This is a genomic window from Paenibacillus sp. Y930 (genome assembly GCF_056786375.1).
Genome location: NZ_JBXCIX010000003.1, coordinates 499,914 through 513,363, shown reverse-complemented (window position 1 = coordinate 513,363; position 13,450 = coordinate 499,914). Strand labels below are relative to the sequence as shown.

At 40.8% G+C, this 13,450-nt stretch carries 7 protein-coding genes; 3 read left to right on the top strand and 4 right to left on the bottom strand.

Annotated features, from left to right (window positions below):
* Positions 1-20: 20 nt before the first annotated feature.
* Positions 21-962: an aldo/keto reductase gene (locus tag AC1TO5_RS11140; RefSeq protein WP_482057925.1), complete on the bottom strand. Its 942-nt coding sequence runs from the start codon at positions 960-962 to the stop codon at positions 21-23.
* 79 nt (positions 963-1,041) lie between these two features.
* Positions 1,042-1,866, bottom strand: a complete 825-nt coding sequence (locus tag AC1TO5_RS11135) for an SDR family NAD(P)-dependent oxidoreductase (RefSeq protein WP_482062870.1) — start codon at positions 1,864-1,866, stop codon at positions 1,042-1,044.
* Positions 1,867-2,132: 266 nt separating this feature from the next.
* On the opposite strand from AC1TO5_RS11135, the gene AC1TO5_RS11130 reads away from it, so the two are divergent.
* The 3 genes from AC1TO5_RS11130 (at position 2,133) to AC1TO5_RS11120 (ending at position 10,846) form a co-directional block, all read left to right on the top strand.
* Complete coding sequence (locus AC1TO5_RS11130) at positions 2,133-2,690, top strand: TetR/AcrR family transcriptional regulator (protein ID WP_482057905.1); 558 nt, start codon at positions 2,133-2,135, stop codon at positions 2,688-2,690.
* Between the two features lie 542 nt (positions 2,691-3,232).
* Positions 3,233-5,578 carry a cadherin-like beta sandwich domain-containing protein gene (locus AC1TO5_RS11125; protein WP_482062869.1) on the top strand — a complete coding sequence of 782 codons (2,346 nt, stop codon included), beginning with the start codon at positions 3,233-3,235 and terminating at the stop codon, positions 5,576-5,578.
* A gap of 273 nt (positions 5,579-5,851) precedes the next feature.
* A complete protein-coding gene (locus tag AC1TO5_RS11120) occupies positions 5,852-10,846 on the top strand; it encodes a leucine-rich repeat protein (RefSeq protein ID WP_482062868.1) in 4,995 nt (1,664 codons plus the stop codon).
* A gap of 315 nt (positions 10,847-11,161) precedes the next feature.
* On the opposite strand, the gene AC1TO5_RS11115 is transcribed toward AC1TO5_RS11120, so the two are convergent.
* Positions 11,162-12,574, bottom strand: coding sequence for a HAMP domain-containing sensor histidine kinase (locus AC1TO5_RS11115; protein ID WP_482062867.1), 1,413 nt, complete (start codon positions 12,572-12,574; stop codon positions 11,162-11,164).
* On the bottom strand, positions 12,571-13,245 hold the full coding sequence (locus AC1TO5_RS11110; protein ID WP_482063116.1) for a response regulator transcription factor: 675 nt from the start codon (positions 13,243-13,245) through the stop codon (positions 12,571-12,573). Before AC1TO5_RS11110 ends, AC1TO5_RS11115 begins: the two co-directional genes overlap by 4 nt.
* Between the last annotated feature and the right edge of the window lie 205 nt (positions 13,246-13,450).

Sequence of the window (13,450 nt, the reverse complement as noted above, 5' to 3'; positions counted from 1 at the left end):
CGTGAATGGCTACTTTGAATTTAGAAACGCCCCCCGGCAGCGAAACCTTTTGGAGAGATACGTTCAATTTCTTCGAAATCCGCTGGAGTAAGTTGAACCTGCAGAGCGCCAAGATTCTCCTTCACCCGGTCTATTCGCGTTGTACCAGGGATGGGCACAATGAAGTCTCCTTGGGCGAGCAGCCACGCCAATGCAAGTTGAGCAGATGTACACATTTTTTTTGTAGCCATCTCTTCAATCAGCGTTGCGACTTCCATATTTTTAATGAAGTTATCGCCTTGGAACCGTTCATAATTTCGTCTATAATCATCCTCTGCTAAATCCTCGAACTTTTTAATTTGTCCTGTCAGGAATCCCCGTCCCAGCGGGCTATACGGTACAAAACCAATTTCCAATTCTTTGAGAACCGGAAGTACTTCATCTTCCACTTCTCTGCTCCACAAAGAATACTCCGTTTCCACTGCCGTAATGGGATGCACGGCGTGCGCACGACGGATGATATCAGCAGGTGCTTCGGATAGACCGATAAAACGAATTTTCCCCTCTTTGACTAAGTCGGCCATCGTTCCAATGGTTTCTTCAATAGGGGTATTCGGATCGTAGCGGTGTTGATAATAGAGGTCAATGTAATCCAATCCGAGATGGTAAAGACTGGCATCCACGGATTTTTTGATATACGCCCGATCACCTTTGGGCCCCTGGGTATGCGTTACACCAAATTTCGTGGCAATCACCGCTTTATCCCGTCTAGACTTAAGCGCCCGCCCTACCAACTTCTCATTTTCTCCAAACCGCGCTTGCGCAAATTCACCATAAATATCCGCTGTGTCAAACATAGTGACGCCGATATCCAGTGCTTCATGAATGACGCGAACCGATTCCTCGTTATTTGGCATCATCATAGTTCCAAGACCTAATGCTGAAACCTCTAATCCCTCACGTCCAAGGGTTCTTTTTTGTATGGCTTTCGAATTCATCATTCTACCTCCTAGAATATAATAGTGATACAACTCACTTTTGAGTTTCCACACGCCCAACCTCTTATTTGGATTTACCCGAAGCTGGTATTGAAGCGGCAGTCTTAGATGAAGCTGGACGCGTCATACGCTCGGTTACGATGGCAGTAAATTTACGTGTCAGAAAACGACTGCTTTGAGCCAACCAATAATTTGAGGTGCCATCTATGGTATAGCTACGGCCTTTCTCTATCCCTCGGAAACCAGCTTTCACAACTGACTCGGGAGTGCCATTAATTGCTGGCATATCCGTTGTGCCGATCACATCGAAAAACTCTGTCTTGGTTGTTCCCGGGCATAAAGCAAGGATGCGTACCCCAAGGTGGCGGTTTTCTGCAAAGATCGCCTCGGTGAAGGAAAGAACAAACGCTTTAGTGGCGGCATAAGTAGCCATATAAGGGATCGACTGAAAGGAACCAAGCGAAGCTATATTCACAATAATTCCATCTTTCTGATGCTGCATGTAAGGCAAAAATTGATGCGTCATATCTACGAGTGAACATACATTTAGATTAATCATTTCCAGTTCCCGCTCGCTTGAAATCTCCTCAAAACGACCATGTGTACCGAAACCTGCATTATTGATCAGAATATTCACGTTCAGGCCAAGCTCGGCGATTTGTTCAGCCAACAGTTGCGCCGCACCTGGGTTGGATAAATCAGCTGGTAAGGCATATGCCTTTATACCATATTTAGATGATAAATCCTTTGCCAGGGTATCTAATTTATCCTTCGACCGCGCCACCACAATCACATGGCTACCTTTAGCAGCCAGTTCCGTAGCGTATGCCTTGCCGATACCTGTTGAAGCACCGGTAACCAGTGCCACCTTGCCTTTGTAATCGACCATTGTTAAAACCTCCTGGATATAAAATTTGAGTTTCTGTGTTGTTTATCCCCTCCGTTGGAATATTTATTCTACTCCACTATAAGAATTAAATGTAAAAAAGTCAATGAAATCAGAAAAAATATTCTAAATTTATGGATTTTGTACGTTAAATAGCCGATTTTAAACGTATAACCGTTATCTTTACGGAATATTCATTCCCTTAATTGACACGCTATTAATCAAGTTGTATAATTAATTAGAATAATAATTCCTTAGTGAGGTGCAAAATGACTAAACGTGAAGACATTTTGGTTGCAACCCTTGATTTAATTATTGAAGAGGGCTTGCAATCCGTTACCTTTTCGAAAATTTTTAAGAGGGCAAATGTAGGTTCTAGCACCTTTTATAATTATTATAAAAGCAAAGAGGAATTGGTTAGTGAGCTCTTTATGAATGCTCGTACTCATATGGGAGAAGCAGTTATGATGGGGAATGATCCCAGTCTGACTGTCTATGAAAGAATAAAAGGTATGCTAAAAAGCACGATGGATTATGCACTTAGCTACCCCAAGGAACTTTCGTTTATTGAGAATTATTGCGAGTCACCCTATATCTCCGAAGAATTGAGGAATAGGCTAGATCCCTCGGCCATCGAAATTTTCTCAATCATTGAACAGGGACAAAAAGAGGGTGTTATTCGGGAAATGGATATCATATTATGTTGCCAACTCTTCACTGGAATGATCAACTCTGTCATAAAAGGTTATTTGGCAGGTAAATATTCTTTAGATGAATATCAGATACAACAGACTCTTGAAGCTTGCTGGAAAGCTATTAAGGTTTAGTGAAAGAGCTTGTGACAATATTAGGCGGGAATTCCATAACAAGTGGTTCAGCGGCAGATTTCCCTGCTAAAAATCACAGACGGCTTGTCAAATATGAGCACTCCACACATGTGGAGTGCTGTGTATCGCTGGTGAGGAGAATAGTTTAATTGACCACAATATTCATTAAGAATTGAGAAATCACTAACTTTAGCTGATGTAAAAGCTTGTCCGCCTACACAAGCAAGCAATATTTTGCAAAGGTAATTACTTCATTTTCGATTAATAATACTAAACGAAATATACAAGTTCTGAATCTGCTACTAGGATTAGTAGAAGAATCAGCATATATCAAGTTCAATAACCAGGTGTAATTAGTTTAGAAATAAGCTAATTACACCTGGTTTTCTTTATAGGTGTTCATGGATTACCCTTTTATAGATGCGCTTGCAGAACAAGCGTAGCCCATAAACCATTAAGAATTCATTAAGATTTGAACCAATATTATCCTATACACTAAGTTTATATCCGAAAAATCAAAAAATAGGAGAGTGTATTAATTAATGATGCGACAATATTTCTCTGTAATGAAGAAGACAATGATTTGTTTGCTGTCACTGTCTTTAGTCATGTTTGGGCTTTGGTCAGGCTCCAAGATTCAAGAGGTTTATGCAGAAGCTAATGCAGATTTAAGTAGTATGTATCTGTCCGCAGGAACCTTAAATGGAAAGTTTGATCCATACACAGTCGATTACACGGCGACTACAAATAACGGGGTAAGTAGCATGACAATAACGCCAACGGCAGCAGATAGTGAAGCGACCGTGAAAGTGAATAATGTAGTGGTAGAGAGAGGTTCGGCATCAAATTCGATTAGTTTGAACGTAGGAACCAACACCATCAAAATAGTAGTCACGGCTCAAGATGGTTTGCTGAAGAAGACATACACGGTGAATGTAACACGATTAGGGCTGGAAAGTAGTGCAGATCTAAGTTATATGTATTTGTCAAAAGGGTACTTAGGTCCAGAGTTTGCACCGGACATTACGAGTTATACGGCTTACGTGCATCACGATGTGGAAGAAACTACGGTTACTGCGGTATTAGCAAATAGTGCGGCGAAAATACTAATGAATAAAGCATTGATGACACCAAATCCAGAAAGACCTGAGGAATTTGAACGAGACCTTGCACTAGAGGTGGGAAGCAACACTATGACAGTGGAAGTTAGACCTCAAGATGGCGGCACAAGTAAGATTTATACGATAACGGTGATACGAGCGGAGGCAATCAGTAGTAATGCGTTATTAGATCTTATACAGTTGACGAGTGGAAAATTAATGCTGACGTTTTTTAGGGGCACGATTGATTACACTGCTAGTGTAACGAACGACGTGAGTAGTATGACGGTAGAGTTGTACTTGTCGGATAATCATTCGACTGTGAAGGTAAATGGCGCAGTTCCTCTATTCAATCAGGCAGAAGTTGATTTAATAGAGGGAAGCAACACCATCGAAGTAGAAGTTACGGCGCAGGATGGTATAACCAAGCAATTATACACGATATCGGTGACGCGAGAGGCGGCACTAAAGAGTAATAATGCAGATTTAAGTAGTATGGTACTGTCGAGTGGGAGTCTAAGTCCAACGTTTGGTTTAGAAACAATTAGTTACACGGCGAACGTAGCAAGCAATGTTAATAGCATGACAGTAACGCCAACGGTAGCTGATAGCGGTGCGACAGTGACGGTGAATAACACGTTGGTGACGAGTGGAACGGCATCGAGCGCGATTAGTTTAGGCGTAGGCAGTAATATGATCAAGGTAGAAGTTACGGCACAGGATGGAACAACGAAGAAAGTTTATACGATCACAGTAAAAAGAGCAAGCGTAATTCCCGACAGTGGTAGTGGTACTGGTAGCGGTGTTGGAGGCAAAGTAACCTCAACTGATGGAACAATAACACTTCCAGTAGGAAACTCTGGCGAGGTAAGTCTACCGAATGGGGTGACAGTTGTTATTCCAGCAGGAACTTCAGACCAAGAATTACAAATTACGATCGAGAAATTGACGGATACGAAAGAACTTCTATCTGATCAAGGAGTTCTAATCAGTCCGATTTATGAAATGCTGAAAAATATTACCGATAATTTCGCTAAATCAGTAACGTTGACCTTTGTGTTCGATTCGGCAAGTTTGAATGAAAATGAGCAACCGGTTGTGTTCTATTATGACGAGGTGAAGAAAGAATGGGTGCAGATTGACGGAGGTAAGATAGATGGCAATAAGATCACAGTCGACGTCGATCACTTCACGAAATTTGCAGTCATGGCAGTAATTACGGGGACTGAACCATCGGAATCTACGCAACCGAAATATAATGATATTACTGGACACTGGGCAGAGTCGGACATCAATAAAGCAGCACAAATCGGTATCGTGAATGGATATAAGGATGGTACGTTCAAGCCGAATAGAGTCGTAACTCGTGCGGAATTTGTAGTGATGCTGATGAAGTTGTTGAAGCGACAAGATGAAGCTGTGAAGCTGACATTCATTGACTCAGATAAGATTGGCACATGGGCAATAGACGCCATCGAGCAAGCTGTTCAAGCAGGTATCGTTCAAGGATACTCGGATGGCAGTTTCCGTCCCAATGTAGAAATTACACGTACAGAGATGGCTATGATGATCGCCAAAGCGCTAGCATTAAAGGTAGAAACGAATACGGTAACCGACTTTACGGATGACGCAGTCATTCCTAGCTGGGCAAAGACTCAGGTAGCGGCGTTGAAAAATCTTGGTCTACTATCTGGTAAAGGCAATAATGAATTCGCTCCTAATGATAAGGCAACTAGAGCAGAGGCAGTAACGATTATATTGAAAGTGGTTGCTCAACAGAGTAAGTAAAAATAAAGCAATGAAGATGATATGGTCAAATTAAATGGTACCTGTAGAAAGCACACTCTTTTTCGAGTGTCCAGACTACAGGTACCATTTTAAGTAGTCTCCTTTCTTTTGTATTGTTTTTATTTCTTAGAATGATATCTATTTAAATGGTGTTTTAAAAACCATTAAGATTTCATTAAGAAAAGTAGCATGAATACTTGATAAACTTATAGTAATGCCGTGAGAGTTGTAATTAATCTTATAAAAATTGAATTAGGATGGTGCATAATCGTTATGAAAATATGGAATTTATCTACAGTGAAAAAAAGTAAGAAGTTGATGATTTTTTTACTTATACTGTCAATTATGACTTTGGGGTTATGGTCAGGAGACAGCATTCAAAAAGTTTATGCAGATACGTATGGAGACTTTAGCTATTCTAAGTTGGATGGAAAAGTTGAAATAACAGGCTATACAGGTTCTAGTACTGATGTTAAAATCCCGGGAACTATAGACGATTTACCCGTGACATCTATTGGGGAAGCTGCATTTTCAGAAAAAAGCATAACAAGTGTAGAGATTCCGGCTAGTGTAACAATTATCAAGGTTACTGCTTTTCAAAACACTCGACAATTAAAGCAGGTAATTTTCGCAAGTTTAAGTAAATTGGATAATATCGAAGACCTTGCATTTAGTGGTAGTGGGTTAACGAGCATAGAGATTCCAGAGGGTACAACAAGTATAGGGACCTATGCGTTTAACAACAATGACTTAACTAGTGTAACAATCCCAGATAGCGTGGTAAGTATTGGTGCTTTTGCATTTGGAAGTAACGCTATAACTAGCGTAAATCTTCCAGCGAATCTGACAATAATAGAAGATGGTCTATTTTATTTAAATGTATCGTTAAGTAGTGTAGCAATTCCGTATGGTGTGACGAGCATAGGGAAACAAGCATTTGCATCAGCTCCTCTAACAAGTATACATCTTCCAGAAAGTGTGAAGACGATAGGAGAGGCTGCATTTTACAGTAACCGACTCAAAAATGTTACGATTCCAGCTAGTGTGGAGAGTATAGGGAAGGTTGCATTTAGCAGTACCACAGAAAAAACTATTATTATGGAAGGTGACACAACAGTTATTGAAGAAACAGCATTGACTAACATCGGTGATATTCGCAATATCATTGTAGGCTTTCATTCGTCTACAGCCGAGACATATGCTGAATTAAAGGGATTTCCTTTTGTAAATATTTTGTCTGCTGGGGTTAGTTATTCTCCAGATGGTGAATCTGTGGGGAAGGAACAGATCTTAACAAAGGTGGAGATTAAAGTTCCTGCTGATGTATCAGTCACAGCCGAGTATAAATGGTCTATAGACTCCTCGTTGCCTGGTTGGAGCAAAGGAGAGGGAACTACACTTCTTAGTGGAGAGACTATAACTATACCTACGGATACAGGTTATTGGTATTTGCATGTTCGAGTTGATGATGACAAACATACTCCAGGCTATTCACGTTCTAATGCTTTTAGAGTACTTGCACCAGGAAGTAATAATGCGAATTTGAGTAGTTTGGTGCTATCGAGCGGGAGCTTGAATCCAACTTTTGCAATGGACAAGATGAGTTATAGTACGGAAGTAGAATATAGTGTGGATAGTATCAAGGTGACGCCAAATGTAGCGGATCCAAAAGCTAAAGTAACTGTTAATGACAGTGTAGTAATGAGCGGAAGTACAAGTGAATGGATTAAGCTAAATGAAGGTCGTAACAGTATTAATGTAGTAGTTACTGCACAGGACGGAACAACAAAGAATACGTATACGATCTTGGTAACACGAGCAGAGGGAGATTTTGAATATTCTATGCTTGACGGGAAAGAAATTCTAATCTACGGGTATAAGGGAAGGAGTCTAGATGTAATCATTCCCGAAACTATTAATGGTTTACCAGTAACTATTATTGGGGATAGCGTTTTTTATAATAAAAATATAACCAGTGTAAAAATTCCGGATAGTGTAATAACCATAAGCGATCGTGCATTTTACGGAACAAAATTAAAGAGTGTAGAGATTCCGGCTAGTGTAACGAGTATCGAGGAGAGAGCATTTGCGAACAACTTTGATCTAGAGAGAGTAACTTTTGCAGGTTCAAGTAAATTAGAAAGCATTGGAACATCTGCATTTCAATATAGCGGTTTAACAAGTATAGAGATTCCAAATAGTGTGACTAGTATAGGAGACTATGCATTTGCTAGCAATGTATTAGCGAGTGTAAAAATTTCAAAGAGTGTAGAGAGTATAGGTAGTTATGCATTTCAATACAACCATCTAGAAAGCGTAGAGCTCCCAGGTAAATTGACAGTTATAGCTGAAGGTTTGTTTAGTGAAAATATTTTGTTGAAGAGTGTTACGATCCCAGAAGGGGTGATAAGCATTGGGAAATCAGCATTCCTTGCTGCTCCTCTAACTAGTTTAAGTCTTCCAACAAGTGTGACGAGTATAGGGGATAAGGCATTTCAATATAATAGACTAACTAGTTTAAACATTCCAGCTAAAGTAACAAGTATTGGCACTTCTGCATTTTATCAGACTAATGGGGACTTGAAAACTGTCATTATTGAGAGTGATTTAACTACTATTGGAGCAAATGCATTTGCTAATGCGGCTCGTGATCCAATAACGTTCGTAGCATTTGATTCGTCTACAGCAAAGACATATGCTGATTCGATGTCATTTCCTTTTGTGAATATTTTATCTAATGGAGTTAGTTTTTCTCCAAATGGTGAATCATTAGGGAAGGAAGAGATCACAACAATTGTGGAGATTAAAGTTCCTGCTGATGTATCAGTCACAGCCGAGTATAAATGGTCTACAGATTCCTCGTTGCCAGGTTGGACCAAAGGAGAGGGAACTAAACTTCTTAGTGGAGACACTATAACTACTTCTACGGATTCAGGTCTGTGGTATTTGTATGTTCGAGTTGATGATGCAAAACATACTGCAGGCTATTCACGTTCTGATGTATTTAGAGTTACTGCACCAAAAAGTAACAACGCAGATTTGAGCGGCTTGGTATTATCAAGTGGAGTCCTGATTCCGACGTTTGCGGCAAGCAAGATTGATTACACTGCGAGCGTGGCTAATGGTGTGGAGAGTATCACCGTGACACCGACGGTAGAAGAAAACACTGCGAGCGTGAAGGTGAATGGTGTAACGGTGACGAGTGGTACTGCATCGGGCGCGATTAGTTTGATCGAAGGAAACAACACGATCACAGTTGTGACAACGGCGCAGGATGGAACAACGACGAAGACATACACGATCACGGTAACAAGGGCAACGGCAGTGCTAAGTAACAATGCGGATTTGAGTAACTTGGAGCTATCAAGTGGAGTGTTAAGTCCGACGTTTGCGGAAGGCGAGATTGGTTACACGGCGAGCGTGGCTAATGGTGTGAATAGTATCACTGTAACACCGACGTTAGAAGAAAACACTGCGAGCGTGAAGGTGAATGGCGTAGCGGTTACGAGTGGTACTGCATCGGGCGCGATTAGTTTGATCGAAGGAAGCAACACGATCACAGTGATAACGACGGCACAGGATGGAATAACGACGAAGACAAACACGATCATGGTAACAAGGGCAACGGCAGTGCTAAGTAACAACGCAGATTTGAGCGGCTTGGTATTATCAAGTGGAGTCTTAAGTCCGACATTTGCGGCAGGCAAGATCGGTTACACGGCGAGCGTGGCTAACGGTGTAACCAAAATTACGGTAACACCAACGTTAGAAGAAAACACTGCGAGCGTGAAGGTGAATGGCGTAGCGGTTACGAGTGGTACTGCATCGGGCGCGATTAGTTTGATCGAAGGAAGCAACACGATCACAGTGATAACGACGGCACAGGATGGAATAACGACGAAGACATACACGATCATGGTAACAAGGGCAACGGCAGTGCTAAGTAACAACGCAGATTTGAGCGGCTTGGTATTATCAAGTGGAGTGTTAAGTCCGACGTTTGCGGAAGGCGAGATTGGTTACACGGCGAGCGTGGCTAATGGTGTGAATAGTATCACTGTAACACCGACGGTAGAAGAAAACACTGCGAGCGTGAAGGTGAATGATGTAGCGGTGACGAGTGGTACTGCATCGGGCTCGATTAGTTTGATCGAAGGAAGCAACACGATCACAGTTGTGACAACGGCGCAGGATGGAACAACGACAAAGACGTATACGATCATGGTAACTAGGGCGGCATCAAGTAGTGGTGGTAGCACCGATGGGGGCACAAGTAGTCCTAGCACAGGTGGCGGTAAAGTAACTTCAACTGATGGAACATTAACACTTCCATTAGGAAGCTCAGGTGAAGTGAGCATACCGAATAGAGTGACCATTGTCATTCCGGCAGGTGCATCAGACAAGGAAATAAACATCACGATAGAGGAATTGACAGACACGGACAATCTTCTATCCGATGAAGACTCACCAATCAGTCTGATCTACGAGATTTCTAAAAACTTCTCCGAGAACTTTAATAAGCTGGTAACGCTGACCTTTATTTTTGATCCTTCAAGCTTGAAGGAAGATCAGTATCCAGCTGTCTTCTATTATGATGAGGTGAAGAAGGAATGGATACAGATTGAAGGCGGCAAGGTAGATGGCAATAAGATTACAGTTGAAGTCAATTTCTTTGCGAAGTTTGCGGTAATGGCTGTAAGTAAGGAGGAACAGTCTGGAACGGACCATCCGAAATTTAATGATATTACTGGACACTGGGCAGAGTCGGACATCAATAAAGCAGCACAAATCGGTATCGTGAATGGATATAAGGATGGTACGTTCAAGCCGAATACTGTCGTAACTCGTGCGGAATTTGTAGTGATGTTGATGAAGTCGTTGAAGCGACAAGATGAAGCTGTGAAGCTGACATTCATTGACTCAGATAAGGTTGGCACATGGGCAATAGACGCCATCGAGCAAGCTGTTCAAGCAGGTATCGTTCAAGGATACTCGGATGACAGTTTCCGTCCCAATGCAGAAATTACACGTACAGAGATGGCTATGATGATCGCCAAAGCGCTAGCATTGAAGGTAGAAGCGAATACGGTAACCGACTTTACGGATGACGAAGTTATTCCTAGCTGGGCAAAGGCTCAGATAGCAGCGTTGAAAAATCTTGGTCTACTATCTGGTAAAGGCAATAATGAATTCGCTCCTAATGATAAGGCAACTAGAGCAGAGGCAGTAACGATTATATTGAAAGTGGTTGCCAAGCAGAGTAAGTAAAAGTAAAGCAAATAAGAGGATTTGGTGAAAGGAGACTTTTATAGAGTCTCCTTTTTCCATGGATGATGTTAACGATATCGTTAATATTGCAGTAGTTAGTGACAATGGGATGAAACGTGTAAGGTATTATGATTCAGCAACTCCAGCCGTTTTGAATTTACGATCAGCAAACGCTACGAAGTGTTTGTTGTATTGAGGAAGAAAGTATAGTTATGGAAATATGAATATTGTTAAGATAACTGATAAAGTAGTGAAGATCAATCGCAGAGAACCATACCAATAGTAGTGACACTGTAAAGATACAAAAAGTCAGCGTTATTCACGCTGACTTTTTGGCAGTTGGATCTCGAACACTGTTTTTTCCAAAGGGACGCTTATTAAAGTAATTGATCCACCATGGAAGGCAATAATTTCTTTGACAATGGACAGTCCAATGCCAAGTCCCTCGCCTCGTCTGCTACTATCGGCACGGTAGAAACGTTCAAAAACGTGTTCTTGATCTTGTATAGTAATGCCACTTCCTTTATCAATAACCGTTATGAAGAGGACATCATCTGTTTCCCAAAGTTCGATTCCAAGATAATGTCCTTCTGATCCGTAACGAATGGCGTTGTCGAGCAGGTTTCGCAGCACACGTTCGATTAGGGAGGCATCAATCGAAGCGTGGATATCCTCATCAGGGATATTCACTTCAACAGTGAAGTTTTGACCCTCTAAAAACATCAGATAATCTGCAGCGATGTTTTGTAACAATTCTGATACATTATGCGTTGCAACATGAAGTGTTACGTTTTCCTCATCCTGCCGAGTAATATCTAATAATTGATCTAAGAGCTTATCCATATAACGAGAACGCTGCAGCAGAATTTTAGCACTAGCTTGCAGTTCCTTCTCATCCTTATACAATCCAGCGCGAATCGTTTCTGCGTATCCTAAAATCATCGTTAGTGGGGTACGTAGATCATGGGAAAGATTAGATAGCAGCAGCTTACGTCTGTGATCCAATTGCCTGATCAGTTCTGTTTGATATTGGATACGATGAGCCATGGCGTTATAATGCACAGTTAGCTGGCCGATTTCATCTTTACTCGTATCCTCTAGTACGGTGATTTCACTTTGGAGGTTAAGCTGCCCCATGGCATGATTGAGCTTATTAATGCGTTTGTTCATGGAAAAGAAAAACCATAGCGATAGCAGATAAGGAATTAAGAAAGCGACAATTAATGGTAACAAAAAAGTAAACATAACTTTAAAGGTGCGCATGAAGAAATAAATTTGCCCTTTTTTCATAGCATCACTGGATAAACCCATTAGTAGATAATAGGGCTGATCCCCATTTTTAACGGAAAACGTAAGCGTTATTGGCTCATCGACTCCCCATAAATTTTCGGGCATATAAAGCATACGATCTGCAAGTTGTCCAAAATCATAGCTGTTCTGTTCCCCAAGAGTGTCATAGATCGTCGCTCCAGTTGCAGAAATCCATTCAAAACGAATATTAGGATGGTTATTATGAGCATCATCCAGTAATGGCGTTATGTCTGCGACATGAAAAGCTTGTTGCTTTTCAACCGTATCAAGAAGTTCTTGCGAGATCGTGTTCAAGCCATTCAAGTTATAACCCTCATCTCCAATTGTACCCATAATTTGACTAAGTGGAATGAAAAGAAGAATACTACTAATTGCACTAATGAGCATAAGCAGCCAAAGCTTTGTTTGAATTTTCATTGTCCATCTCCTGAAAATCGATAACCGATTCCACGTATATTATGAAGGTAATGAGGAGAGTCCTCTGTGGGCTCGAGAATGCTTCTTAGTTTACTTATATAAACACTCAAATTGTTATTATCAAAGTTTTCATGATTCCATACTTGCTTGTATATTTCCCTTTTACTTAAAACACGGTCTGGATTTTGCATGAACAATTCTAAAAGTCTGCATTCTACCGGGGTTACAGAAAATGATTTCCCATCGTTCTGCAATACATAATTTTCGATATCTAGCACAAATTTATTTAACCGCAGAACTTTAACAGGATGAGAAGAAGGGGGATTATGTCTTCTTAACTGTGCTTGTACACGAGCAACTAATTCCATTGGGCTAAAGGGCTTGGTGACATAATCATCTGCACCTAATCCGAGCGTCAAGATTTTGTCTTGCACTTCCCGTCTTGCACTAAGGGCAATAACTACTGGCGTTGCAGTTGCTTCTTGTAAATAGTGTAATACCTCAAATCCAGTGCCATCATCCATCATGAGGTCCAGTATCAATAATTCTATGGGATGCTCCTGTAAACATTGAATAGCTTGACGTCCTGAACTAGCTTCAATGACTTGTAGTTCTGCTTTTTCTAAATGCATACGAATTAACTGACGAATTTCGGGTTCATCATCTACAATTAAAATTTTATTAATAGTGAATCATTCCTCCATCTTCATAGGGTATTAAATCCATCTTGATCACAGTTAAATCATATCAATAATAAATTGGAAAATATATATTTTATAGAATTCATTAAGAATACATTAAGAAAAGAGGTGATTTCTATTTATCTCTCAAGTCTTACGATAAAGAGGCAAATACTTTATAGTCACTAGTAGTGAT